Source organism: Sphingobium lignivorans, from assembly GCF_014203955.1.
GTDB classification, from domain to species: Bacteria; Pseudomonadota; Alphaproteobacteria; order Sphingomonadales; family Sphingomonadaceae; genus Sphingobium; species Sphingobium lignivorans.
Genome location: NZ_JACHKA010000001.1, coordinates 2,559,847 through 2,581,464, shown reverse-complemented (window position 1 = coordinate 2,581,464; position 21,618 = coordinate 2,559,847). Strand labels below are relative to the sequence as shown.

General features: G+C 67.8%; 19 protein-coding genes. 7 read left to right on the top strand and 12 right to left on the bottom strand.

The window, feature by feature from the left end; genetic code table 11:
• A complete protein-coding gene (locus tag HNP60_RS11960) occupies positions 1–1,899 on the top strand; it encodes an XrtA/PEP-CTERM system amidotransferase (RefSeq protein WP_184154000.1) in 1,899 nt (632 codons plus the stop codon).
• Positions 1,900–1,904: 5 nt separating this feature from the next.
• Here HNP60_RS11960 and HNP60_RS11955 read toward each other — a convergent pair whose 3' ends face one another.
• The 3 genes from HNP60_RS11955 to fmt all read right to left on the bottom strand — a co-directional run bounded on the left by HNP60_RS11955 (position 1,905) and on the right by fmt (position 4,066).
• Positions 1,905–2,327 carry a hemerythrin domain-containing protein gene (locus tag HNP60_RS11955; protein ID WP_184153997.1) on the bottom strand — a complete coding sequence of 141 codons (423 nt, stop codon included), beginning with the start codon at positions 2,325–2,327 and terminating at the stop codon, positions 1,905–1,907.
• Between the two features lie 78 nt (positions 2,328–2,405).
• Positions 2,406–3,161, bottom strand: a complete 756-nt coding sequence (gene truA / locus HNP60_RS11950; RefSeq protein WP_184153994.1) for a tRNA pseudouridine(38-40) synthase TruA — start codon at positions 3,159–3,161, stop codon at positions 2,406–2,408.
• Positions 3,158–4,066 (bottom strand): methionyl-tRNA formyltransferase, encoded by a 909-nt coding sequence (gene fmt / locus HNP60_RS11945; RefSeq protein WP_184153991.1) that lies wholly within the window; start codon positions 4,064–4,066, stop codon positions 3,158–3,160. Before fmt ends, truA begins: the two co-directional genes overlap by 4 nt.
• 53 nt (positions 4,067–4,119) lie before the next feature.
• Here fmt and recR point away from each other — a divergent pair, with 53 nt between their 5' ends.
• The 3 genes from recR to fabI all read left to right on the top strand — a co-directional run bounded on the left by recR (position 4,120) and on the right by fabI (position 6,462).
• Positions 4,120–4,716, top strand: a complete 597-nt coding sequence (gene recR / locus HNP60_RS11940) for a recombination mediator RecR (protein ID WP_184153987.1) — start codon at positions 4,120–4,122, stop codon at positions 4,714–4,716.
• 141 nt (positions 4,717–4,857) lie between these two features.
• Positions 4,858–5,673, top strand: a complete 816-nt coding sequence (locus HNP60_RS11935) for a universal stress protein (protein ID WP_184153984.1) — start codon at positions 4,858–4,860, stop codon at positions 5,671–5,673.
• A gap of 39 nt (positions 5,674–5,712) precedes the next feature.
• Positions 5,713–6,462, top strand: a complete 750-nt coding sequence (gene fabI, locus HNP60_RS11930) for an enoyl-ACP reductase FabI (protein WP_184153981.1) — start codon at positions 5,713–5,715, stop codon at positions 6,460–6,462.
• Positions 6,463–6,469: 7 nt separating this feature from the next.
• On the opposite strand, the gene HNP60_RS11925 is transcribed toward fabI, so the two are convergent.
• Both HNP60_RS11925 and HNP60_RS11920 read right to left on the bottom strand, forming a co-directional pair.
• Complete coding sequence (locus HNP60_RS11925) at positions 6,470–7,459, bottom strand: zinc-dependent alcohol dehydrogenase family protein (RefSeq protein ID WP_184153977.1); 990 nt, start codon at positions 7,457–7,459, stop codon at positions 6,470–6,472.
• On the bottom strand, positions 7,450–9,003 hold the full coding sequence (locus HNP60_RS11920; RefSeq protein ID WP_184153974.1) for a bifunctional aminoglycoside phosphotransferase/ATP-binding protein: 1,554 nt from the start codon (positions 9,001–9,003) through the stop codon (positions 7,450–7,452). Before HNP60_RS11920 ends, HNP60_RS11925 begins: the two co-directional genes overlap by 10 nt.
• A 153-nt stretch (positions 9,004–9,156) precedes the next feature.
• Here HNP60_RS11920 and def point away from each other — a divergent pair, with 153 nt between their 5' ends.
• The gene (def, locus tag HNP60_RS11915) at positions 9,157–9,687 is read left to right on the top strand and encodes a peptide deformylase (protein WP_014076848.1); all 531 of its coding nucleotides are present in this window, start codon (positions 9,157–9,159) and stop codon (positions 9,685–9,687) included.
• Positions 9,688–9,743: 56 nt separating this feature from the next.
• Here the strand turns inward: def and HNP60_RS11910 are convergent, their stop codons facing one another.
• The 3 genes from HNP60_RS11910 to gltX form a co-directional block, all read right to left on the bottom strand.
• Complete coding sequence (locus HNP60_RS11910; protein ID WP_184153971.1) at positions 9,744–10,325, bottom strand: DUF2087 domain-containing protein; 582 nt, start codon at positions 10,323–10,325, stop codon at positions 9,744–9,746.
• A 314-nt stretch (positions 10,326–10,639) separates the two neighbouring features.
• Positions 10,640–11,923 carry a citrate synthase gene (locus tag HNP60_RS11905; RefSeq protein WP_014076846.1) on the bottom strand — a complete coding sequence of 428 codons (1,284 nt, stop codon included), beginning with the start codon at positions 11,921–11,923 and terminating at the stop codon, positions 10,640–10,642.
• A 33-nt stretch (positions 11,924–11,956) separates the two neighbouring features.
• A complete protein-coding gene (gene gltX, locus HNP60_RS11900; protein ID WP_260394857.1) occupies positions 11,957–13,417 on the bottom strand; it encodes a glutamate--tRNA ligase in 1,461 nt (486 codons plus the stop codon).
• Positions 13,418–13,467: 50 nt separating this feature from the next.
• Between gltX and HNP60_RS11895 the strand changes: the two genes are divergently transcribed.
• The gene (locus HNP60_RS11895) at positions 13,468–15,552 is read left to right on the top strand and encodes a ComEC/Rec2 family competence protein (RefSeq protein WP_184153966.1); all 2,085 of its coding nucleotides are present in this window, start codon (positions 13,468–13,470) and stop codon (positions 15,550–15,552) included.
• A gap of 162 nt (positions 15,553–15,714) precedes the next feature.
• Here the strand turns inward: HNP60_RS11895 and lexA are convergent, their stop codons facing one another.
• Positions 15,715–16,410, bottom strand: a complete 696-nt coding sequence (gene lexA / locus HNP60_RS11890; protein WP_184153964.1) for a transcriptional repressor LexA — start codon at positions 16,408–16,410, stop codon at positions 15,715–15,717.
• Between the two features lie 191 nt (positions 16,411–16,601).
• Here lexA and HNP60_RS11885 point away from each other — a divergent pair, with 191 nt between their 5' ends.
• Positions 16,602–17,129 (top strand): methylated-DNA--[protein]-cysteine S-methyltransferase, encoded by a 528-nt coding sequence (locus HNP60_RS11885; RefSeq protein WP_184153961.1) that lies wholly within the window; start codon positions 16,602–16,604, stop codon positions 17,127–17,129.
• Here the strand turns inward: HNP60_RS11885 and HNP60_RS11880 are convergent.
• Genes HNP60_RS11880 through HNP60_RS11870 form a run of 3 tightly spaced genes read right to left on the bottom strand, consistent with a single transcriptional unit; the run spans position 17,114 to position 21,593 of the window.
• The gene (locus HNP60_RS11880) at positions 17,114–18,010 is read right to left on the bottom strand and encodes a bestrophin family protein (protein WP_184153958.1); all 897 of its coding nucleotides are present in this window, start codon (positions 18,008–18,010) and stop codon (positions 17,114–17,116) included. The genes HNP60_RS11885 and HNP60_RS11880 overlap by 16 nt on opposite strands.
• A 47-nt stretch (positions 18,011–18,057) precedes the next feature.
• Complete coding sequence (gene mgtA / locus HNP60_RS11875; RefSeq protein ID WP_184153955.1) at positions 18,058–20,601, bottom strand: magnesium-translocating P-type ATPase; 2,544 nt, start codon at positions 20,599–20,601, stop codon at positions 18,058–18,060.
• Positions 20,598–21,593 carry a lysylphosphatidylglycerol synthase transmembrane domain-containing protein gene (locus HNP60_RS11870; protein ID WP_184153952.1) on the bottom strand — a complete coding sequence of 332 codons (996 nt, stop codon included), beginning with the start codon at positions 21,591–21,593 and terminating at the stop codon, positions 20,598–20,600. The genes mgtA and HNP60_RS11870 overlap by 4 nt, the downstream gene beginning before the upstream one ends.
• Positions 21,594–21,618: the final 25 nt, after the last annotated feature.

Below are 21,618 nucleotides of genomic sequence, written 5' to 3'. Positions count from 1 at the left end.
ATGTGCGGCATCGCAGGCATCTTTCACGTCGGGACGGCCAAGCCGGTCGAGGAAGCGCGCGTGCGCGCCATGCTCGCGCCGATGGAGCATCGCGGGCCGGACGGATCGGGCCTGTGGATGGGCCCCGGCATCGGGCTGGGGCATTTGCGCCTCTCCATCATCGATCTGGGCGGCGGCGCGCAGCCCATGGCGACGAGCGAAGGCGATCTCGTCGTCACCTTCAATGGCGAGATCTACAATTTCGCGGACCTGCGCAGTGAGCTGGAAGAGCGCGGCCATGTGTTCCGCACGCAGAGCGACACCGAAGTCATCCTGCATGGCTGGCGGCAATGGGGCGAGCAATGCGTCGATCGCCTCAACGGCATGTTCGCCTTCGCGCTGTACGACCTGCGCACGCAATCGCTGTGGCTGGTGCGCGACCGGTTCGGCGTGAAGCCGCTCCATTATGCCTCGCTGGCCGATGGCAGCCTGATCTTCGCCTCGGAACTCAAGGGCTTGCTCGCGCATCCCGGCCTGCGGCGCGAACCTGAGCTGACCGCCGTCGAGGACTATCTGGCCTATGGCTATGTGCCGGACGACAGCTGCATCGTGAAAGGCGTGAAGAAGCTCGCGGCCGGCGAGCATCTGCTCGCGGTGCGGGGGCGCCCGCTGCCGGCGCCGCGCCGCTACTGGGACATCAGCTTCGCCGATCGCGAAACCGCGCGGCCCGAAGTGCTGGAAGAGACATTGCGGGAGAAGCTGCGTGACGCTGTCCGCTCGCGGATGGTGGCCGACGTGCCGCTCGGCGCTTTCCTCTCGGGCGGCGTGGACAGCAGCACGGTGGTCGCGCTGATGGCGGAGAACAGCCGGCAGCCGGTCCGGACCTGCACCATCGGCTTCGACGTCGCCGCGCTGGACGAGACCGCGCATGCCGAGCGCGTTGCCCGGCGCTTCGGCACCGATCATCGCAGCCGGATCGTCTCGCCCGACGATTTTTCGCTGATCGACCGGATCGCCGACCATTTCGACGAGCCGTTCGCGGATGCCTCGGCCCTGCCGACCTTCCGGGTCTGCGAGCTGGCGCGCGAGACCGTCACGGTGGCACTGTCCGGCGACGGGGCGGACGAGGCCTTCGCCGGCTATCGGCGCCACCTGTTCCAGCATCGCGAGGAAATGACGCGGCGCGTCCTGCCTGCGGGCGTCCGCCGCGCGGTCTTCGGGTCGCTGGGCGCGATCTATCCCAAGGCGGACTGGGCGCCGCGCTTCCTGCGCGCCCGCACCACGCTGCAGGCGCTCGCGGCCGACGGGGCGGAGGCCTATGCCGCATCGGTGGGCGTGACGCCCGCGCCGCTGCGCGCGGCGCTTTTCACCGATCTCGCCCGGTCAGGCCTGCAGGGCCATCGTGCAGAGGACCGCTATGTCGCCGCCATGCGGAACGCGCCGGCGCGCGACGCCATCGACCGGGCGCAATATGCGGACATCAAGATCTGGCTGCCGGGCGACATCCTCACCAAGACCGACCGCATGAGCATGGCCGTGAGCCTGGAAGCGCGCGAGCCGATGCTCGACCATCGGCTGGTCGAGTTTGCGGCGCGCCTGCCGGTCCGCCAGCGCATTCGCGGGCGCTCGGGCAAATATCTGCTCAAGAAGAGCATGGAGGACCGGCTGCCGCTGGACCTGCTCTACCGGCCCAAAATGGGTTTCGCGACGCCGGTCAGCGAATGGTTCCGGGGCGCGCTCGCGGGCGAGGCGCGGGCGATCGCGGGCGGATCGGCCCTCGCGCGGACCGAATGGTTCGACATGCGCCGGATCGCCCGCCTCGCCGAGACCCATCGCAGTGGCCTCAGCGATCATGGGCGTCTGCTCTGGCAGCTGGTCATGCTCGACAAGGCGCTGGGCCGGCTCTTCGGGCTCGGCTGACCGCTTCAGTGCGTGGCGGCGGCTGCGTCCGCGAGCGCCGCGGCATAAGCGGGATAAAGATCATGCTCCTCGCGGTGGATGCGGCTGGCCAGCGCATCGAGCAACGGGCGCATGCGGTCGCAGAAGCCGTTCCGGTCGCGCGCGATCCGGTCTTCCGGCCAGTCCGACAGCGCGGCGCACCAGCGCGCCGCCAGATCGCCCATCTCGCGTTCATATTTCGCGGCAAGCAGGGCTGCGACGCTCTCGTCCAGCCGCTTGAGGGACGGGTAAAGATGGCGATCCTCCTTGGCCAGATGCTTGAGGAGCAGGCCGCTCAAGCGGGCGCGGAGCCGGGCGAGATCGCTCCGTCCATCGTCCATGCCGTCCAGCAGTCGTTGCCGGAGATCGAGCAGCACGGCGTGTTCCGCCTTGAAGAAATCGAGTTCCATCCATTGAGCCAGTGCAGGAAAGGCGACCGTCGTCGAGCGCCCAGCGTTCCGGCCTATCCTCACAAGATTGACAATTCCTTAGCGGGACGGCTCCCCGGGATAGAAAGCGGCGACGAAATAGAGGCCGTCGGGCGGCGCGTTATGGCCGAGCGCCGCGCGGTCGCGCGCATCGAGCGCGGCCTTGAGATCGGAAACGGACCAGCTTCCGGCGCCGACCATGACGAGGCATCCCACCATGGACCGGACCTGATGATGCAGGAAGCTGCGGGCCCGGGCGAGGACGCTGATGCGCTCGCCGGTGCGGATCACGTCGAGCCGGTCCAGCGTCCGGACCGGACTGTCGGCCTGGCATTGGGCGGAACGAAAGGTGGTGAAGTCATGCCGGCCGACCAGCTGCTGCGCGGCCTCGTGCATGCGGTCGCTGTCCAGCCGCTGCGGCACGCGCCAGATCAGTCCCTGCTCGAAAGTGAGCGGCGCGCGGCGATTGAGGATCCGGTAGTCGTAGGACCGGGCGAGGCAGGAAAAGCGGGCATGCCAGTCATCGGCGACGGCTTCGCAGCCGATGATGGCGATCGGCTCGGGGCGCAGATGCGCGTTCAGGGCCTCCATCAGGCGGAACGGGGTGATCGCGCTGTCGAGATCGACATGCGCGCGCATGGCGAGCGCGTGAACGCCGGCATCGGTGCGGCCCGCGCAATGGACGACCGGCGGCGCCCCGACGATCCGGCCCAGCGCTTCCTCGATATGCTGCTGCACGCTCGGCCCATGGGCCTGACGCTGCCAGCCCATATAGGGGCGGCCGTCAAATTCCACGGTGAGCGCGAAACGGGTCATCCGAGCATTGTGCCGGCGGGAATGGGGAAGCCACGGAGCAGCTCGGCGGTCGGCATCGGGTTGCGGCCGGCGCGCTGGACGAGGCGCGGCGCGAGCGAGCCGGTGCCGCAGGCGATCAGCATCTCGCCGTCGCTCGCCAGGATGGTGCCCGGCGGACCGCTCTGCGGCGCCGGCACGGCATCGAGGATCCGGATCCTCTCGCCGCCGAACTCGAACCACGCGCCGGGGGGATTGAAGGCCTGGATCTGCCGCTGCACCAGATCGGCCGGGCGCGTGAAATCGAGCCGCGCCTCTGCCTTGCCGATCTTTTCGGCATAAGTGACGCCGTCCTCGGGCTGCACAACGGGCGGATAGGCGCCGAGATTGCCGAGCACCTCGATCATCAGGGCCGCGCCCTTCACGGCCAGCTCGCCCGTGAGGTCGCCCGCGGTCTTGCCGTCGACGGGCGTGCGCAGGGCGGCCAGCATCGGCCCGGTATCGAGCCCCTTGCCCATGGCCATGATTGTGACGCCGGTCTCCGCGTCGCCCGCGAGAATGGCGCGCTGAATGGGCGCGGCGCCGCGCCAGCGGGGAAGCAGCGAGGCATGGACGTTGAGACAGCCCAGGCGCGGCGCATGGAGGACCGGCAGCGGCAGGATGAGCCCATAAGCGGCGACGACCGCGACATCCGCCTCAAGATCGTCGAAGGCGAGCTGCTCGGCTTCCTCGCGCAGGCTGAGCGGCGTGCGGACGGGAAGCCCAAGCGCTTCCGCCCGCATTTGCACGGGGCTGGGGCGCGGGGCCTTGCCCCGGCCGGCAGGGCGCGGGGGCTGGGTGTAGACAGCCGCGACGGCATGGCCGGCATCGACCAGCGCGTCGAGCGTCGGCACGGCGAAATCGGGCGTGCCCATGAAGATGATCCGCATGGCTTGCTCTGAAACGCTTGTGCGGCGTGAGCGCAAGCCCTTATTTGGAGCTTATGGCTTCACCCGAGATCGACGCGCTCACGCAGGCGCTTGCCCGGCTCCCCGGTCTGGGGCCCCGATCCGCCCGGCGCGCGGTGCTGCATCTCCTCCAGAAGCGGGAGACGGCGCTGGCGCCGCTGCTGCGTGCGCTCGAATCGGTGAACGAGCGCATGGTCCAGTGCGCCATCTGCGGCAATATCGATACGATCGACCCCTGCGGCATCTGCGCGGACCCGCGCCGCGACGGACGCGCGCTGTGCGTGGTCGAGGATGTGGCCGATCTCTGGGCACTGGAGAAATCGCGCCTGTTCCCCGGCCGCTTCCATGTGCTGGGCGGGCGGCTTTCCGCGCTCGAAGGCGTGCGCCCCGAGGATCTGGCGATCGCGCCGCTGGTGCAGCGGGTCGCGCAGGGGGGCATCGACGAAGTCGTGCTCGCCATGAACGCGACGCTCGAGGGGCAGACCACGGCCCATTACATCGCGGAGCGGCTGGAGGCCTATCCGGTGCGGCTGACCCAGCTTGCCCATGGCGTGCCGATCGGCGGCGAGCTCGATTATCTGGACGAAGGCACGCTCGCGCAGGCCCTGCGCGCTCGCCGCCCGATCGACTGAGCGCGCGCCCGGGAAGGGGCGCCAGGTGATTGAAAAAATTAAAAACTGCCGCCTGGGAAACCACACATTGCGTGCCGCTGCCCCGACGTGCAAGGTCATCGGGTTGCCGCAACGCCTCGCCTCGAGAAACGGAGACAGCTCATGAATATCGACGGCCCGGTCCTGGTCGCCACCGACCTGAGCGCCAGGAGCGACCGCGCGATCGACCGGGCCCTCAGCCTGGGCGCGGCATGGGGCAAGCCCGTCGAGGTCATCCATGTCGTCGATCCCGGCGAGGCGCGGCAGGACCACGATGCGCTGGAAGCGGCGGTGCGCGCCGTGCTGCCCGATCCCGCTGCCGACGTCCGCATTCTTCTGCCGGAAGGATCGGCACCCGCGAAGATCGCGGAAGCGGGGCAGGGCGCGGCGCTCATCGTGACCGGCGTGGCGCGCACGCACAGCCTGGGCGATTATTTTCTCGGCACCGCCGTCGATTATGTGGTCCGCCATGCCGACACGCCGGTGCTGGTCGTCAAGCAGCGGCCGCACGCGCCTTATGCCCGGCTGCTCATCGCCTCCGACCTCTCCGACTGCTCGCGCGCGGCGCTGATCACTGCCGTACGGCTGTTTCCGGCGGCGCATGTGCGGCTCGTCCATGCCTATCATGTGCCCTATGAGGCATGGCTCGACAGCGAGGAAGGACATACGCAGCTCCTTTGCGAAGTGGAGCGGGACGTCGCGCAATTCCTGTCCCACCCCGACATATCGACGGCGCTGAGGGGCCGGATCGAGATCGATCTGCGCTTCGGTTCCACCGACGGCGCGATCCGCAGGAGCCTGGCCGAGGACAGGCCCGACCTCGTCGTGCTGGGCACGCACGGCAAGAGCGCGCTGGCCCATGCCGTGATCGGCCGCACCGCCGAGGCGCTGTTGAGCTGGGTGCCAGTCGATACGCTCATGGTGCGGGCGACGCGCTAGGCGGCGGGCGCACGGAACGGCAGCAGGAAGGAGACGATTTTGCGCGGACTCATCATCGGTTTGGCCAACGACCAGTCGCTGGCATGGGGATGCGCGCAGGCGCTGCGGGCGGCCGGGGCGGAAATCGCGCTGACCTATCTCAATGAGCGGACGCGCGATTTCACCGCGCCGCTGGCGGAGATGCTGGACGCGCCGCTGCTGATGCCGCTCGACGTCACGCGACAGGATCAGGCGGAAGCGGTGTTCGCCGAGATCGGCCGGCGCTGGGGCAAGCTGGATTTCCTGCTCCATTCCATCGCTTTCGCCCCGAAGGAGGACCTCGCGGGGCGCGTGGTCGACAGTTCCGCGGCCGGGTTCGCGACCGCGATGGACATTTCCTGCCATTCGCTGGCGCGGCTGGCGCATCTGGCCGAACCGCTGATGGCCGAGGGCGGCTCCATCCTCACGATGAGCTTCTACGGATCGGAGAAGGTCGTGCCGGGCTATGGCATCATGGGGCCGGTCAAGGCCGCGCTGGAAGCGATGGTGCGCTATCTCGCGGCGGAACTGGGGCCCGGCGGCATCAGAGTGAATGCCCTGTCGACCGGGCCGGTGAAGACCCGGGCGGCATCCGGCCTCAGCCATTTCGACGCGCTCATGTGCCGGGCGGCGGAGAATGCGCCGCTGCACCAGCTCGTCACCATCGAGCAGGTGGGGGAGATGGCGGCCTTCCTCCTCTCGGACAAGGCGCGCACGATCACCGGGCAGACCCTCTATGTGGACAGCGGCTACAATGTGACGGCCGGCTGAGTGTGCTTCACATGGTGAGGACGAGCGCGCCGTCGACATCGCCGCGCCGCAGGCGATCGAGCGCTTCGTTTGCCTGATCGAGCGGCAGCGCCGTCACGCTGGTGCGGATGGCGGCCTGCGCGGCGAGGGGCAGGAACTCCAGCCCGTCGGCGCGCGTCAGATTGGCGACCGAGAGGATGCTGCGCTCCTCCCACAGATCGGCATAGGGAAAGGCCGGGATATCGGACATGTGGATGCCGGCGCAGACCACGCGCCCGCCCTTGCGGACGGCCTTGAGCGCGCGGGGCACCAGCGCTCCATCCGGCGCGAAGATGATGGCGGCATCGAGCGGCTCGGGCGAGGGCTGCGTGGACGACCCGGCCCAGGCGCAGCCGAGCGCGCGAGCGAAGTGCTGGCTGCGCGCGTCCCCCTCGCGCGTGAAGGCCAGCACGCGGCGCCCCTGCCAGATGGCGAGCTGGGCAAGGATGTGCGCGGCGGCGCCGAAGCCATAGAGGCCGAGCGTGGGCGCATCCCCGGCGAGCCGGTAAGCGCGATAGCCGATCAGCCCCGCGCAGAGCAGCGGGGCGGCATGGACATCGTCGAACATGTCCGGAATGGGGAAGCAATAGCGTGCGTCCGCGATGCAATGGCTGGCATAGCCGCCATCGCGCGTGAAGCCGGTGAAGAGCGGGGCGTCGCACAGATTCTCCTGCCCGTTCAGGCAGAACCGGCAGGTGCCGCAGCTATGGCCGAGCCAGGGCACGCCGACGCGGTCGCCCGGCGCAAGGCCAGTCACGCCGGGGCCGAGCGCATCGACGCGGCCGACGATCTCGTGCCCCGGGATGATCGGCAGGACGCCATGGATGTCCCCGTCCATCACATGCAGGTCCGTGCGGCAGACACCGCAGGCGGAAATGGCGAGGCGGATCTGTCCGGCCGCCGGCTCGGGCAGCGGACGCGCGACGGGACGCAGTCGTTCGCCCGGCGCATCGAGTTGCATGGCATGCATCAGGGCCATGAGCGTTGATCCTCCTCCAGTGCCGACATTGCCCGGCGCGCGACATCCTCCGGAGCGCCGGACGCATCGATCCGCCGCCAGTCCGAAAGATCGCCGAGATCATATTGAAGTTGCAGGGAAACGACGCGCGCGTCCGCGTCCGAGGCATCGCCGTGCCGGGCGGACACCCGGTCCATGAGCAGGGCGGCGGGCGCTTCGAGCCAGAGGCCGATGAAGGGCAGGCCATGGGCCGCTGCTACCGCGCGGATCGCGGCGCGCTCTTCCGGGCTGGCGAAGACGCCGTCCACGATGACGCTTCTGCCTGCCGCGAGGCTCGCGCCGGCGGATTCGCCGAGCGTCTCATAGACCCGCGCCGACTGTTCCGGCGTGTAGGCGGCGGCGGGCAGGTGCTCCTCGGGCGCCAATCCCGCGAGTCGCTTGCGCAGCACGTCCGTGCGCAGCCACCGCGCGCCCGGCGCACCGCCAAGGCCCGGCGCCAACGCCCCGGCAAGCGTCGACTTGCCGGTGCCGCTGAAGCCGCCGACGGCGACCAGCATCGGGGACGGCTGATCGAGAAAGGCAAGCGCCGCGCGCAGATAGGCGCCAGCGGACCGGCGCTTCCCCTCCGCCCCGGCCGCATCGCCCTGTGTCTGCGCCGCCACGGCGCTGACATGCGCGCGGATCGCTGCTCGCATGGAGAGGAAGAGCGGGATCGCCGCGATGGCGTCCTCTTCCCCGGTCAGGTCCAGATAGCGATTGAACAGCAGCGAGGCCTGCGCGTGAAGGCCCTTTTCCCACATGTCCATGACGAGGAAAGCGAGATCGTACAGCACGTCCGTCGTGGCGAGGTCGGTGCTGAATTCCAGACAGTCGAACAGGGTCGGCTCGCCGCGCCACAGGCAGATATTGGCCAGATGCAAGTCGCCATGGCAGTGACGGACATGTCCGTTCCGGCCGCGTGCATCGAGGCAGGGGACAAGCCCTTCGAGCGCGGCGAGGCTGCGCTGGAGCAGGCGGGCGCAGTCTTCGAGCGGGAGCACCGCCGCGTCGCAATCCGCCATGCTCGCCCGGTTGCCCTCGATGATCGCCCGCACCCGCGCGGCGCCATCCGGGACGATGGCCACTTCCGCCTCGCGGTGAAAGGCCGCGATCCGGTCCGCGAGCAGGCGGGTGAGAGGCGCCGTTAGCCCGCCCCGCGCGGCGACGCTTTCGAGCAGGTCCTCCGCTTCGAAGCGGCGCATCACCACCAGCCAGTCGACCGGCGTGCCGGGCTCGAAGCCCAGCCTGCCGTCCGCCTGCGCATTGACGCTGCGCACTTCCAGATACAGGTCGGGCGCCGTGCGGCGATTGAGGCGCAGTTCCGCCTCGCAGACGCGGCGCCGCTTCTCGATGGTCGAGAAATCAAGATAGGAATAGCGCACGGCGCGCTTGAGCTTGAACACCCGGTCTCCGGCCAGGAAGAGGATGGCGCCATGCGTATCGATTCGCTCCGGGCGGCCGGGGGCGAGCACGCCGGGGCGCGAGAGAAAGTCGATCACCGCCTGCTGGCTCTGGCTGTCGCGCATTGCCCCTCCCGTCATCCGCCTTGCGAAAGGCCCGTTTGCCGCCGAAACAATGGGGTAACGCACGAGGCCTGTCTTTGCGTTCGATCAGATTGATCGGAACAAAGCATCAACGCCGCCCTTGATCTTGCGTGGCCGCTCTCATATCTCCCCCTCATGGCCATCCGTCCTATCATCGAGACGCCCGATCCGCGCCTGCGGACGATTTCGACGCCCGTCGAGACCATCGACGATGCGTTGCAGACGCTGATCGACGACATGTTCGAGACGATGTACGCCGCGCCCGGTATCGGCCTTGCAGCCATCCAGATCGGCGTTCCCAAGCGCGTGCTCGTGATCGACCTGCAGGAGCCCGAGTCGGACGAGGAGGGCGCGCCGCCGGTGAAGAACCCGCTGGTGTTCATCAATCCGCGCATTCTCGAAGGCTCGGCCGAGCACTCGGTCTATAATGAGGGCTGCCTCTCGGTGCCCGACCAATATGCCGAGGTGGATCGCCCCGCGCGCATCCGGGCAAGCTGGATGGACCGGCAGGGCCGCATCCACGAGGAAGAGCTGGAAGGGCTGCTCGCCACCTGCCTCCAGCATGAGATGGATCATCTCGAAGGCATTCTCTTCATCGACCATCTCTCGCGCCTGAAGCGGGACATGCTTCTCAAGAAGCTGGCGAAGACTCGCAAGGCTGCCTGAGCCCGGAAAGGCCGGGACATGGGCCCCGAACCTTCCTGCTGACGTTCATTCCCCTGTCACCCCGCCTTGCGGCACTTGTCGGCTTGCAGGCGGATCATCATGAGCGCTTCGGGCGGCGGGCGCCGCTCCAGCCGCCGATAGGCCCGGCCGTCGCGCGTGCGGCTGAGGAGCCCGGTGTTGCACATCTCCCGCCGCAGGATGGCATGATCCGAGAAGCTGTTGCGGCTCTTAAGATAGTCGTTGACCTGCTTCTCATCGAGCGTGCGGGCCGGGGGGAAATCCGCCCAGAGCGGCCACAGGCAGAGATGCTGGAGCACGGTGCGCGCCGGCCAGCGAGTGAGCCGGCCATCCCGATCGAAGCAGCGCAGGGCTTTTTCGAGGCGTTCGGGGCGCACGGGCGGGGCGTCCGCCGCCTCGATGTCGTGCGTGGCCGGGGGCGCAGCGTGCGCTTGCTGCGTGGGCGTGGCGAGTGCCTGCGCCCGGTAATGCTGGTAATTGCGGCTGCCGGCGGCCCGCGCCAGCATGTTCATCAGTTCAAGATGACCGGGCGCTGCGGTGCGCCCGACAAGCTGCTGGCGCAGCGAGCGGGCAAGAGCGGAAAAATCCGGAGCAGCGAACGGCAAGATCGTTCTGGACATGACCAATCCTCGCATGTGCCTGCTGGATATCGAGGGTCACCGGCTTGCGACGCGGCACGAGGGCTGGAGTCGTTTGTCTGGTTTTCGGCAGGTTTAGCTTCCCTCGCGGGACGGTGACGCCTGGGTGAACTGCTGACCCTGCGGGGATCGGTAGCCGATCTTTCGACGGACGGCAATCGCCCAGCCGCGCGGAGAGGCCGAGCGAGGGAGCGGACGGGGAGGGCGGGAAAGCGGAGCCTCGCGAGTGGAGCGCCGGGGTGATCCATGGAAGAAGCCGGACGACAGGCTCGCTGCCGTCCGGCCGATATTCGTTCTCAGCGCTCGGCGACAGGCACGTAGGGGCGCTGCGCCGGGCCGGTGTAGAGCTGGCGGGGGCGGCCGATCTTCTGCTCTGGATCCGAGATCATTTCGTTCCAGTGCGCCACCCAGCCGACAGTCCGCGCCAGTGCGAAAAGCACCGTGAACATGTCGGTCGGGAAGCCGATGGCCGAAAGGATGATGCCCGAATAGAAATCGACGTTCGGGAAGAGCTTCTTCTCGGCGAAATAATCGTCCTTGAGCGCCATTTCCTCGAGCTGCAGGGCAACGTCGAAGATCGGGTCGCTCACCTTGAGCTCGGAGAGCACTTCGCGCACCGTCTTCTGCATCACTGTCGCGCGCGGATCGTAATTCTTGTAGACGCGATGGCCAAAGCCCATCAGCCGGAAAGGATCGTCCTTGTTCTTGGCGCGGGCGATATAGGCCGGGATGCGCTCGGGCGTCCCGATCTCGCGGAGCATGTTCAGCGCCGCTTCGTTGGCGCCGCCATGCGCGGGGCCCCACAGGCAGGCGATGCCCGCCGCGATGCAGGCGAACGGATTCGCGCCCGACGAGCCGGCGAGGCGGACGGTCGAGGTCGACGCGTTCTGCTCATGGTCGGCGTGCAGGATGAAGATGCGGTCCAGCGCCCGCTCGATCACCGGGTTCACGACATATTCCTCGGCCGGGACCGAGAAGGTCATGTGCAGGAAATTGCCGGTGTAGCTCAGGTCATTGCGCGGATAGACGAAGGGCTGGCCGACCGAATATTTGTAGGCCATGGCAGCCAGCGTTGGCATCTTCGCGATGAGGCGGTGGCTCGCGATCATCCGCTGGACGGGGTCCGTGATGTCGGTCGAATCGTGATAGAAGGCCGACAGGGCGCCAACGACGCCGCACATGATCGCCATCGGGTGCGCGTCGCGCCGGAAACCGCGGAAGAAGGTGCTGAGCTGCTCATGCACCATGGTGTGGCGCGTGATGGTCCAGACGAACTTGTCCAGCTCGTCCTTGGAGGGCAGATCCCCGCGCAGCAGCAGATAGGCGACTTCCATGAAGCTCGAATGCTCGGACAGTTCCTCGATCGGGTAACCGCGGTGGAGCAGGACGCCCTTGTCGCCATCGATGTACGTCAGAGCCGAATCGCAGCTCGCCGTGGAGGTGAAGCCGGGATCGTAAGTGAACATCCCCGTCTGCGCGTAAAGCTTGCGCACGTCGATGACCTGCGGGCCCACCGAACCGGAGAGCACCTTGAGGTCCACCTCTTTAGCGTCGACGTTCAGTTTGACATTATCGGTCATTCCTTCACCCCTCGTTCCTTTGTTCGCGGCTGGTCAGTCCCGGATCTGGTCACCAAGACGCCCGAGTGTCTCTTCCTGTCCAAGATGGTAGAGCACGTCGAAAATACCAGGCGAAGTCGTTCGCCCGGTCAATGCGGCGCGCAGCGGTTGTGCCACCTTGCCAAGTCCCAGACCGGCATCCTCAGCCACGGTCCGTATCGCGGTCTCGATCCCTTCGAGCGACCAGTCCGGCAGCTTTCCAAGGGCATCGGCCACGGTCTTGATCAAGGTCCGCGCGTCTGTGTCTAGCAACTTCGCGGCGGCCTCGTCGACATGAATCGGTCGCGTGGCAAAGAGGAAAGCGGCGCCCTCGGTCAATTCCTGCAGCGTTTTCGCGCGGGGCTTGAGGGCGGGCATGATGTCGGCCAGCTTGTGGAGGCGCGCCTGCGCAGCGGCGCTGTCGTCCAGTGGTGCCATGCGCTCCGCGACCAGCAGGGCGAGGCGCCCGTCATCGGCCTCGCGGATACAATGGCCATTGAGGCTTTCCAGCTTCTTGATGTCGAAGCGGGAGGGAGAGCGGCCCACGCCGGAGAGGTCGAACAGCTCGACGGCGCGCGCGCGATCGATGATCTCTTCGTCGCCATGGCCCCAGCCCAGCCGGAGCAGATAATTGTTCACTGCCTCGGGCAGCATGCCCAGCTCGTCGCGATAGGCGTCGACGCCCATGGCGCCATGGCGCTTCGAGAGCTTGGCACCGTCTGCCCCGTGGATGAGCGGGATGTGGGCATAGACCGGCTCGGGCCAGCCCATCGCGCGGATGATGCCGAGCTGGCGGAAGGCATTGTTGAGATGATCGTCGCCCCGGATGACATGCGTGATGCCCATGTCGTGATCGTCCACGACCACGGCGAGCATATAGGTCGGCGTGCCGTCCGAGCGGAGCAGGATCATGTCATCGAGCTCGTTGTTCTGGACGACGACGCGGCCCTGCACCGCGTCCTCGATTACCGTTTCGCCGTCCCGCGGCGCCTTGAGGCGGATCACGAAGGGCTTGTCGCCACCCTCGGCGGGATCGCGGTCGCGCCAGCGGCCGTCATAGCGCATCGGCTGGCGGGCGGCGCGCTGCTGCTCGCGCAGCTCGGCCAGTTCCTCGGGCGTCGCGAAGCATTTATAGGCGTGACCGGCCGCCAGCATCTGCTGCGCGACTTCGGCGTGGCGATGGAGGCGAGCGAACTGGAAGACAGGCTCTTCATCGCCCTCCAGGCCCAGCCAGCCCAGCCCGTCGAAGATCGCCTCGATCGCCTGCTCGGTAGAGCGGGCGCGGTCGGTATCCTCGATCCGCAGCAGGAATCGGCCGCCATGATGCCGGGCGAAGAGATAATTGAACAGCGCGGTGCGGGCGCCGCCAATATGCAGGAAACCCGTGGGCGAGGGGGCGAAGCGGGTGACGACCTTGCTCGTTGTTTTCAAACCGTCCGTCACGCTATGCTCAGCTCCAGGGGGGAAGGGGTCCATTGAACGAGCACGCCCCTAGCACGGCTTTTTCCAGTCGACAAATCCCGCTGTTGCACCGCAGCAGCGCTGCTGTCTCACGCCTGCGCACATGGGTGGAGGCATGGCTGGAGGATGAGCGCGCCCAACTGCCCTTGTGGTGTCCGGTCGCACTGGGAGCGGGCATCTGCGCGTGGTTTGCCCTGCCGACATCGCTGCATTGGGTCGCCTGGGTCGTCGGCTGGCTGGGCTTCGCGATGGCGGTCGGGATGCTGGGCCGGGGCGGGCGGCTGGCGCCGACACTTGCGACGGGCGCCATGCTGCTGGCGGCGGGCTGCCTGCTGATATGGGCCAAGGCGCTGCTGATGGGCGCCATGCCGCTCGCCCGGCCGGCCATGGTGGAGCTGAACGCGCGCGTGACGGGGGTCGAGTCGCTGCTCTCGCGCGGGCTCGTCCGGCTCGATCTCGCGCCGCTCGACCGGCCGGACCTGCCCCGGCGTATTCGCGTGAACGCGGAACCTGCGCAATTGCCCCAAAGCCCGGGGCGGGGCGATGTCGTCGCGCTGCGCACGCGGCTGATGCCGCCGGCACCTTCCGCCGTGCCCGGCGCCTATGATTTTGCCGAGCGGGCTTATTTCGCGGGGATCGGCGCGTCCGGCCGGGTGATCGGGACGGTCCGCAGGGTCAGCGGGGGCGACAGCGGGCCCGGCGCGCGGGCGCGGATGGCCGCGCACATCGCCGAGCGCCTTCCCGGCGGCGAAGGCGCGATCGCCGTGACGCTGGCGACCGGGGACCGCACGCGCATCAGCGAGGCGGACGCGGAAGCGATGCGCCGCAGCGGCCTCGCGCATCTGCTCTCGATCAGCGGCCTCCATGTCTCCGCGCTCATCGGCGGCGTGATGCTCGTGGCAATGCGACTGCTCGCCCTCTCGCCGGGACTGGCGCTGCGATGGCCGATCCTCCTCGTGGCCGCGTGCCTCGGCGGGGTGGCGGGAATCGCTTACACCCTGTTCACCGGCGCGGAAGTGCCGACGGTCCGCTCGTGCATCGCGGCGCTGCTCGTCATTTGCGGGCTGGCGCTGGGGCGCGAGGCGATCAGCCTGCGCATGATCGCGGTCGGCGCCCTCATCGTCATGCTCTTCTGGCCGGAGAGCGTGCCGGGCCCCAGCTTCCAGATGAGCTTCGCCGCCGTCACCGCGATCGTCGCGCTTTACGAATATCCGCCGGCGCGGGCCTTCTTCGCGCGGCGGGAGGAAGCGCGCTGGCGGCGCCTCCTGCGCCATCTGGGCGCGCTGCTCGCTACCGGGCTCGTCGTCGAGATTGTGCTCACGCCGATCGCTTTCGCGCATTTTCATCGCGCCGGCCTGCTTGGCGCGCTGGCGAACATGATCGCCATTCCGCTGACGAGCTTCGTCATCATGCCCTTCGAGGCGCTCGCGCTGATGCTGGACATCGTCGGCCTCGGCAGGCCGGCCTGGTGGATCGTGGAAGCGGCGCTGGCACTGTTGCTGGCGCTCGCGCATTTCGTGGCGGACCAGCCCTTCGCCACGATGGTCCGGCCGACATCGGGGAATTTCGCCTTCGCGCTGGCGATGATCGGCTTCATCTGGCTGATGCTCTGGCGCAGTCGGGTCCGCTGGCTGGGCGCGCCGGCCGCGGTGATCGGCCTCGCGTTCACGCTGGCCGCGCCCGCGCCCGACGTGCTGGTCACCGCGGACGGGCGGCATGTGGCCCTGCGCGTGGCGAACGGGGAAATGGCCCTGCTGCGCGACCGCGCTGGGGACTATGTGCGCACCACCCTTGCCGAGGCGGCGGGCTATGAAGGCGCATTCGCCGTGCTGGCCGACACCGGCGAGGCGGCCTGTTCGCGGGACCTGTGCGAAGTGACGCTCCGGCGCGCCGATGCCGAGTCCGTCCGGCTGCTGATGACCCGGTCCAGCCTGCGCGTGCCGTGGCAGGCGCTCGTCGCTGCCTGTGCCCGGGCGGACGTCGCCATTGCCGATCGCAGGCTGCCCAATGCCTGCCTGCCCCGCTGGGCAAAGCTCGACCGGCCGGTGCTGGCGGCGATGGGCGGCGCGATGATCTCCTTGCGGGACCGAAGGATCATTGGCGGGCGCGATCCCCGGGACGAGCATCCCTGGATCATCCGCGACAGATGACCGGCATTTTCCGGGGGCGGGCCGGCGCGCCTCGTCGGGGTCCCGACCGCAGACGCGGCTGGATCCCGGGTGAGGAACGCAGCGCAGCGCCGGGGGCCGTCCGTTACCGGTCCGTCGTCCGCGCCGGTTCAGCGAGGACGCCGCCCCCGCCAGATGCCGCGGTCAATTATAACGGCGCAGCAGACCCGCGAGCCTGCCCTGCACCCGCACCTGATCCGCATCATAGACTTGCGGATCATAATCGCGATTGGCGGGCGCCAGCCGAACCTTGCGGCCTTCGGGCTGGAAATATTTGAGTGTCGCCTCGTTCTCGTCGATCAGCGCGACGACGATCTGGCCCGGCCGGGCGGTGTCCGCGCGCTGGATCAGCGCGAAATCGCCATCGAGGATGCCGGCCTCGATCATGGAATCGCCGGACACTTCGAGCGCATAATGATCGCCTGATCCGAGCAGTGCGGCGGGCACGGACAACATGGTCTGCCCTTCCATCGCCTCGATCGGCACACCGGCGGCGATGCGCCCATGGAGCGGAATCTCCACCACGTCATTGGCGGCGATCGTCGACGCGGCGAGCGGGGCAGGGGTGGGCTTGCGAAGCGGGACCACATTCGCGCCCGGCGCGGCATGGGCGCTCGACGACAGGCTGTCCGGCAGCTTGACGATCTCCAGCGCCCGCGCCCGATTGGGCAGGCGGCGAATGAAGCCGCGCTCCTCGAGCGCGCTGATCAGCCGATGGATGCCCGACTTCGACTTGAGGTCCAGCGCTTCCTTCATTTCCTCGAAGCTGGGCGAGACGCCGCCCTGGTCGAGATGCTGCTTGATATAGCTTAGCAGTTGCTGTTGCTTGGCGGTCAGCATGGCATGGCCCTGAAAGTTGGAACGGACAGTGAACGTTTAGGAAACGAATGGCGCTAAGTCAAGCAACCTTCCCGATCGCGCCCGATGACGATGCCTGGTGGCGCCTTCGCCGGTGCGGTTTGAACGCAAGCTGCGGGATGTGCGCGCGCGCCCGTGCCTTTATGGCGGCATTTCCATGACAGGAGCCCGGCATGAGTTACGCAGTCCGCACCATGAATTCGCCGCTCGGCGTGCTCACTTTGCTCGCGAGCGAGCGTGGCCTTTCGGCGGTCCTCTGGGAGAATGACGATCCGGCGCGGGTGAAGCGCGGGCCACGCGTGGAGGCGGGCGATCATCCGATGCTCGACGAGGCGGCGCGCCAGCTGGGTGGCTATTTCGACGGCACGCGCCAGCGCTTCGATCTTCCGCTCGATTTCGAGGGGACGGATTTCCAGAAGCAGGTCTGGACGGCGCTGCTCGCAATCCCGTTCGGCGAGACGCGCAGCTATGCGGATATCGCCCGCGCGATCGGTCGGCCCAGCGCAGTGCGCGCGGTGGGCGCGGCCAATGGCAGGAACCCCATCTCCATCGTGGCGCCCTGCCATCGCGTGGTCGGGGCCGATGGCGCGCTGACGGGATTTGCCGGCGGCCTTGCGGCCAAGCGCTTCCTGCTGGCGCTGGAAGGCATGGCCGTCCCCGTCGATGCCATGGAGGGCGGGCTCTTTCAGGTCAGGATGTAGCGCTGCGGCTCCAGCGGCGGGGGCAGGTCTGCCTCGCCCAGCAACGCCAGCAGCTCGCGCTCCACGGTGCGCGTGATGGCATCGATCGGCAAGTCGTTGGGTTCAAGGCCGAAGGGATCCTCGAGTTGGTCGGCCAGCGCATCGAGGCCGAAGAATGTGTAGCTCGCCAGCAGCACGGGAAGCAGCGTCCACCAGCCGAGCATCCCGGCCAGCGCGAAAGGCAGCAGCAGGCAGAAGATGTAGGTCGTGCGGTGCAGGACCAGCGAGTAAGTGAAGGGGATCGGCGTCGTGACGATCCGCTCGCACCCGGCCTGGACCTGGCTGAGCGCGACGAGCTGCCCCTCCAGCAGCGAATGGTGGATGGACGTGATCTTTCGGCTCGCGGCAAGTTCGAGGCAATGCCGGCCCGCCTGCTGCAGCACGGCATCGGTCGGGTTGGGGGAGGTCGTCCACGATCCCTCGCCGCAATGGGCGCGAATGACGGCAGGCTCGTCATTGCCGCGCAGCCGGGCGGCGAGCCCTGCCGTGAAGCCGCAGAGATAACGCAGCAGCACCGCCCGGTCCGCCTCGTCCAGCGTGCCGCTCTGGCGGGCGAAGGACCGGCAGGCGATGACCAGCGCGCCCCACAGCTTGCGCGCCTCCCACCAGCGATCATAGCAGGCGCCGTTGCGGAAGCTCATGAAGATCGAGAGCGAGATGCCGATCAGCGCGAAGGGAATGCCCCTGATCTGCGCGAACAGGCCCGGCCAGGTGAGCGCGGCCAGAACGGCGCAGACGCAGACCACCGCGATGATGGACAGGCGACCGAGGATCTGCACCAGGATGGTGCCGTGAAGCGCGAAGAGTATCTCGCGCAGGCCGGGTTTGGAGCGAACGATCACGCGCCAGCCTTTTCCTGCCGGGGCGGTCTAGTCAAGGCCGCTCTGCGTCAGGCCTGCTTCTCGCGTCGGGGGAAGAACAGGCGCTTGGTGACTTCTGTCGCCAGCGCATAGCAGGCTACGATAGCGATGCTGAAGCCCATGATCCGGGCGGACGGTCGCTCGAAACCGAACAGGCCGTCGAGACCGGGCACGAACGGCAGGATGAGCCCGACCGCGATCATGACCAGCGTCGTGCGGAGCAACAGGCCCCCGGGCCGGCTCTTCCAGCTCAGCCGCCGCGTGCGCAGGACCAGCACGACGACCAGTTCCGTGAGCAGGGAAATCACGAACCAGACGGTCTGGAAAGTCGCCGCGTCCGTCCGGAATATCCAGAGCAGCGCACCGAAGGTCAGCAGATCGAAAACCGAGCTGACGAGACCGAACACGATCATGAAGGCCTGAACATTCCGGATGCTCCAGCGCTGCGGCACCTCGAGATGCTCGGGGTCGACATTGTCGCTGGAAATCGCGATCGAGGGAATGTCGGACAGGAAATTGTTGAGCAGGATCTGCTTGGGAAGCAGCGGCAGGAACGGCAGCAAAGGCGTGGCGAGCGCCATGCTCACCATGTTGCCGAAATTGGCGCTCGTGGTGATCGAGATATATTTGAGCGTGTTGGCGAAGGTATGGCGGCCATCAACGATGCCCTGGCGCAGCACATTCAGATCCTGCTGCAGGAGCACGATGTCGGCGCTCTCACGCGCGACATCGACGGCCTGATCCACCGAAATCCCGACATCGGCGAGGCGCAGGGCAGGGGCATCGTTGATGCCGTCACCCATGTAGCCGACGGCATGTCCCGCCTTTTGCAGGGCATGGATTATCTGCTCCTTCTGCTGCGGATCGATCTCGGCGAACACCGCGACCTGCCCGGCGCGATGACACAGGGCCTCGCTCGACATGCCGGCGATCTCGTCGCCGGTCAGCACGGCGGTGGCATCGAGCCCCACCTGGGCCGCGACATGGGCGGCAACGTGCCGGTTGTCGCCACTGATCATCTTGGTGGTGATGCCCAGGTCCCGCAGATCGCGGATGGTCCGCTCCACACCCTCCTTGGGAGGATCGAGGAACAGCAGCAGGCCAATGAGTGTGAGATCGGCCTCATCCTCGTGAGTCACCCGGTCATGGCCGGTGCTGAACTGCCGCTCGGCCACAGCCAGCACGCGGAAACCGGCCTTTCCCTTCTCCTCGAACAGAGCTTCTATCCGGCGCCTGTCCTCGTCGAGCAGGGGACGGTCCGTACCGCGCTCCCGGAGGCGGCCGGAGACGGCGAGCATTTCCGCAAAGGCGCCCTTGGTGACCATGCGGGACTGGCCCGGCGCGCCTTTTTCCTCGACCAGGATGCTGAGCCGCCGCCGGCTGAAATCATAAGGGATCTCGTCGAGCTTGCGCCAGGCCTCGCTCGAAAGATGCACGGCCGGCGCGGCCTCCACGATCGCTTCGTCCAGCGGGTTGGCGATCCCGGTCTCGAAGCAGGCATTGAGGAATGCCGCCTGCAGAACCTGTGTCGAGGGCACGCCCTCCAGATCGACCGCTGCCTCCAGCCTGACCTTGCCGCTGGTGAGCGTGCCGGTCTTGTCGGTGCAGAGAATATCCATGCTGCCCAGATTCTCGATCGCGTCCAGTCGCCGGACGATCACGCCGCGCGCGGCCAGATGACGCGCGCCCTTGGCGAGCGTGACGCTGATGATCGCCGGCAGCAGCTCCGGCGACAGACCGACCGCCAGCGCGACCGCGAACAGCAGGGACTCCACGAACGGGCGGTCCATCAGCTGGTTCACGGTCAACACCGCGAGCACCATGACGATCATCACGCGGACAAGCATCATGCCGAAGGTCCGCACGCCCCGTTCGAACTCCGTCTCCTCGTCAGCGGCACCGATCCGGCTGGTGATCTGGCCGAATGCGGTGCGCGACCCGGTCTGGACGACCAGCATCCTCGCGGTGCCGCTGCGCAGGGACGAGCCGGCGAACAGGGCATTGGTGCGCTCGCCCATCGCCGCCGCCGCGGGGAGCACGCAGGGCGCCTTCTCCACAGGGAGCGACTCCCCGGTCAGGGCGGCCTGATTGACGAGGCAATCCTGTGCGGCGATCAGCAGGCCATCGGCAGGCACCATGTTGCCAGCCGACAGCAGCACGATGTCGCCGGGCACGATCTCGCGCGTCGGGATCTCGATTTCCTGTCCGTCACGCAGCACGCGGGCTTTGAGCGCCAGCCGGTCCCGCAGCGCGGCAACGGCTTTCGATGCCCGATATTCCTGGAGGAAGCTCAGCAGGCAGCTTCCGCTCACGATCAGCAGGATGATGGTCGCGTCGAGCCACTCGCGCAGCACCATCGAAACCATCGCGCCGAAGACGAGGATCAGCACCAGCGGGCTTTTGAACTGCCTCGCCAGCAACCGCAGGGCAGGGAATGAACGCGCCTCCTCGATCGCGTTCGGCCCGTCCGCCTCCAGCCGGGCCGCGGCCTCGCCGGACTCGAGCCCCGCTGGCGTGCTGTGCAAAGCCGTGAGCGCCTGCTCGCCGGACATGCTCCAGAAGCCCTCAATCATTGCCGCTCCCTTTTCCCGTGCCATCCTGGCCGCATCAGGACCAGGCCTGGCAACAGGGGAAGCCAGAGCGTGAGGCCGCGCAGGAGAAGCGTAGACGTCAAGGCCGCCTCGACCGGAACGCCGAGAGACGCCATCATGGCCGTCGAGCTGGCCTCGAAGCTACCCAATCCCAGCGGAATGGGCGCCAGCGTGGCCGCGATCGACCCGGCCATGAGAGCCAGAAAGGCAGTGGCCGGATCCCAGGCCATGCCCAGCGCCCGCATGCAGACGGCAAGCGTCGCCGCATCGGCCAGAAAGACGCCGCCATTCAGCAGGGACACCCGGACCAGCAGGCGCCGATCGCCGACGAGGTCCACCGGCGCCTCGCCGATGGTGGTGAGGATCGAGCGGACCGGACCCACTCGCTCCAGCCAGGGCGGCAGGGGCTGGCTGCCACGATGCCGCAGCCACAGGGCCAGCAGGGGAATGGCAAGGGCGACGAGAAGGAAAGTCGTGACCAGCCCGGACAGCAGCGGCGTCGCGCGATGATGCAGCCAGAGAACCAGCAGCATGGCCAGCGCAAGCACCATGTAAGCGAGATAATAGCCGATCATGGAGATGAGCAGCGTCGCGGCCGCCGCCCCCCGCGGCGCGCCCAGCGCCATGAGGCGATCGACCAGCAGCACATGGCCACCCAGGCCCGCGCCTGGCAGGGCCTGGTCGGCGAACAGCTTGGAGATCGAGACTGGCAGCAGGACATGCAGCTTCCGGCGCAATCCCGCGCGGAGCAGGACGAGTTTCCAGCTCAGCGCAACCATCACATAAGTGGAAACCTGAAGGCCGAGGCCGACCAGAAGCCAGAGCGGCTGAGCCTGCCGCACCAGAATCGCGAAATGCTCAAGGTCCGTGAGATGGCGCACGAGCAGGCCGGCGGCCCCGACGCCAACCGTGATGGCAAGCCATCGTCCGATCCGACGGCTGCGCGAGACTGGACTTGCCTCCTGCTGTGCCATGACTGCCCCGTTCCGGACTCCTCTC